This window comes from Pseudorhodobacter sp. (assembly GCF_030452865.1).
Classification (GTDB): Bacteria; Pseudomonadota; Alphaproteobacteria; order Rhodobacterales; family Rhodobacteraceae; genus Pseudorhodobacter.
In genome coordinates this window covers 1-3,300 of the sequence record NZ_JAKDLJ010000385.1, presented here as the reverse complement: position 1 = coordinate 3,300, position 3,300 = coordinate 1, and the positions used below count along the sequence as shown (strand labels likewise).

Here is a 3,300-nt window from a genome sequence, read left to right as displayed (position 1 = left end):
GCCTTGTCCAATAGTGGCTTACCGGTAGAAGCGAAGCTGGCGTTGGCCCCGCGAGTGCTGCCGGTGGAGAAAATTGTCGACCTGATGCATGAGGCCGAAGATTGCGGCCCGCTGACGCTGACCAATCCACCGGCCAACGGGTGGGCGCTGGACGACAGCATCGTGATCACAGGGCAATTGGCTGAACAGGGCGCGAGGCAACGGTTGCTCGAATCGGTGAAAGACGTGGCGGGCGACCGGGAAGTTCTGGTTGACGCGGAAATCCTCAACGCGAACCTGTGCAAGATCGAACAAGCCCTGCCCCGCGCCGCATCTTTGGGCTTTGCGGTGAATTTCGGTTTTGGCGACCGGGCGGACCCCAACCCGGCAGGGCGCTATTTCGTCGGTGAGAATCCGGTGATCGACGTGGTGATCCCCGCAGATGTGACCGATGGGTATCTGTGGGTTTTCATCGTCGATGTTACAGGGTCGGTGTTTCACCTGTTGCCCAACCTCAATCGCCCGGACAATTCCGTTGCGGACCTGCGCAAAGGTAAAACCGGCGCGGTTCCGGTCCGCGTGGCCTATGGCATGGGCGAGGCGAAGGGCAACTCGAAAATGGCCTTCGTCGTTGACGATTCCGTGCTTGGCAAAAGCAAGATTGTCGTGTTGCACGCCGCCGCCCCGGTGTTCGAGAGTTTGCGACCGATATCGGAATCGACCTCAAGCTTCGCAGGCGCCCTTACGCGCGAGGAAACCGGTGCCGATCTTGTCGACACGTTTTCAATCGACAGCCGGGTGCTGACGACCGAGGCGAAATAGCGCCGTCATTTAGCCAAAGCGCAAAACGCTTCGGTGCAGCAAGATCATCTGCATTGTGGAGAGTCATCCCGGCGATGCGCCCTTGGCAAAGACAACGGATCAAGTGGGCCCGCGCTAGTTTCAGTTGGTCACCAAACGGCGACAAGACAATTCAACCAGTCGCGGTGAAGAGGTCAAACCACATCAACGACAATGATGGAAATATTATCCGCCCCACCTGCGTCCAGCGCAAAATTCGTCAACCTGTCCGCAACGGTTTCAATCGGCGTGCCGTTCAGCATCGACGCAAGGGTGTTGAATGTCGCATATTTCGTCAACCCATCGGAGCACAGCAAAAACCTGTCACCAGAGGCAACATCCCCCCGGATCTTGTCCAGTTCCAGCGTTTCACCGACACCCACCGCACGGGTGATCGCGTTGGATTGCGGATGCTGCTCCGCCTGATCCCAGGTCAATTCACCCGACAGCACCAGCTCGGCGACCAAGGAATGATCGGTGGTCAACATCTCCAGCTTGCCAGCACGGAACCGGTATAACCGGCTGTCCCCGGCCCAAAGCGCCACAAAATGTTCGTCTGTCAGGATCAGGGCCACAACGGTTGCGCCGACGGTGCCGTGAAAACGTTCCTCCGCTGCGGCGCTTATCGTGGCATGCGCCTGCATGATGGTTTGGCGCAACCCGCGCATCAACTCCCCCGGTGGCAGGTCCGGCTCAATCATCGCAATGGTGTCAACGATGGTCTGGCTTGCGAAATCACCCGCCGCATGGCCACCCATTCCATCCGCCACGACCCAGATCTTCTGGTCAGGAAGCGACAGAATACTATCCTCGTTCACCTTGCGGACGCGGCCGATATGGCTCGCCGCGCTGTAGCGGATTGTCATTCCATTTCCTCGTTCTTCCAGATTTGGGCATCCATATCGAAAAGCCCGGTCATCTGCCCGCCCGCGGGCAAGCCTTCGCAAACCATCATCCGCATTCCATCCTCGCCCAGCGCCGACCAGATTGACGGGCGGCGGAAAGCATCCGCCGTCAACCCTGCTGCGAGTTCCGGCACCAGATTTCCGGGGGACGCACCGGTGACAACCATCCCGCCCGGTGCATGCCGGATCGAAAGGTTGTTTGGCCGGGCGGGGGCTTGAACCCCATCCAGACGCACCCGCAGATCATCGCGCGTCATACCGTCTTCGAGGGCGGCAAGTGCGATTTCGTCCAACGCCTCAAAGACCGGAACTGAAAGGAAATGATCCAATAGCGCCGCATTGCCGTCCGGCATCGGCGCGGCAAGTGTCAGCGGAAACTGCCGCCCCACACGGTCCACCGATGACATCATAACCCCCATCACCGGGGCGGCACCGACCAGACCCGCGCTCAGATTGAACCGCCAGATCGGCGCGGAGAAATAGCAATCCTGCCAACGCTCCGCCAAAGCCGCTTTCGCTGCAAGTATCCCTTCTTGCAACCAGCGGTCCCATGGGTCGATAAACCCGGCTGGGAGTTCCATCCTCAGGAAGTCCCCAAGGGCGGGCAGTTTGCCAAAGACCCCAAAGCGCACCCCCATCAGAATGACTTCGGACAACTGAATTTGCCAAGCGCAGGCAGGGCAAATGCGTTGATGGAGGAGCCGGACTGCATCTGAAAAATCGCGATGCGACCGCCGATGTTGAAAATCACCCGCTGCTTGTCAGAGACATTCGTGCGTCTGATCTCGGCGGCGTCCAGCAGCCGGAACCAACCCCAGGGGCCATCACGCCGCAACTTGCTTTCGGTGCTTTGGCTCGGCGGATCAAAGGTCACACTGCCGAACCCCGCCGGGCCGGGCCATTGCACGGCAGCAGGTGCTGGCTGCCCCTCCCCTTGCGCAAACTGCACGGTCGTCCCGTCAATTTCCAGTTTCACCGAAGATGCCTTCGGGTCCAATGCCTCTGGTGTGATCTGAAAGCTGACAGCAGGTGTCGCCCCGGTCGGAAAGAACGCCGCGCGGATCGCCGCCGCATTTTCGAACTGAACCAGCACATCCGGCGAGATGCCCAGATCGGCGTCATTTACCCGTTTCCAGACCCATGGCCGGGTCGTCGTATCAACAAATTTCGACAGATTCTCGTTGAAAAACGTGTCGAGCAACCCGTCCGGTGCGAACATCTTGGCAAAATCCTGCATCCCGACCTCGTTTGAGGCGCGTCGGTTGAACGGGTAGCGGTTTGTCACGGCCTGATCGCAGAACGGCAGGACAGAGCTCTGCCATTTCGCATTGATCGCAGAGCGGTTCCCATCCGCCGTGATCCCGGATGAGCCGGTGATGATCTGCGTCGTCCAGCGCTGCATCGGGCCGGGCAGACGTTCCGTTGCTTGCGTCAGTTGGAAAATCGCGCTGTTTTCGGGATCGGTTGGCGCACTCGCCACACCCGAGAAGGAAAGTTTGCTCATCTCGCGGTAGACTTCATCCAGCAGCCGGATCAGGTCATCAAGCTGCGATGGCTGATTGTTGGTATGCGCCAC

The 3,300-nt window shown here is 59.5% G+C and carries 3 protein-coding genes and 1 pseudogene; 1 reads left to right on the top strand and 3 read right to left on the bottom strand.

The annotated features are described in order from the left end of the window. Positions 1 to 801, top strand: a pseudogene (locus L0H65_RS16785) (serine/threonine protein kinase); the annotation flags it as partial. 173 nt (positions 802 to 974) lie between these two features. Here L0H65_RS16785 and L0H65_RS16780 read toward each other — a convergent pair. The 3 genes from L0H65_RS16780 to L0H65_RS16770 form a co-directional block, all read right to left on the bottom strand. Further along, positions 975 to 1,685, bottom strand: a complete 711-nt coding sequence (locus L0H65_RS16780) for a PP2C family serine/threonine-protein phosphatase (RefSeq protein WP_301460364.1) — start codon at positions 1,683 to 1,685, stop codon at positions 975 to 977. Then, a complete protein-coding gene (gene tagF / locus L0H65_RS16775; RefSeq protein WP_301460362.1) occupies positions 1,682 to 2,380 on the bottom strand; it encodes a type VI secretion system-associated protein TagF in 699 nt (232 codons plus the stop codon). Before tagF ends, L0H65_RS16780 begins: the two co-directional genes overlap by 4 nt. Then, positions 2,362 to 3,300: type VI secretion IcmF C-terminal domain-containing protein (locus L0H65_RS16770; RefSeq protein WP_301460360.1), on the bottom strand; the 939-nt coding region annotated here is incomplete at its 5' end. The genes L0H65_RS16770 and tagF, both read right to left, overlap by 19 nt.

Excerpts from the sequence above, each read along its gene's own strand:
- L0H65_RS16780 (WP_301460364.1), bottom strand. The coding sequence starts at position 1,685 with ATGACAATCCGCTACAGCGCGGCGAGCCATATCGGCCGCGTCCGCAAG.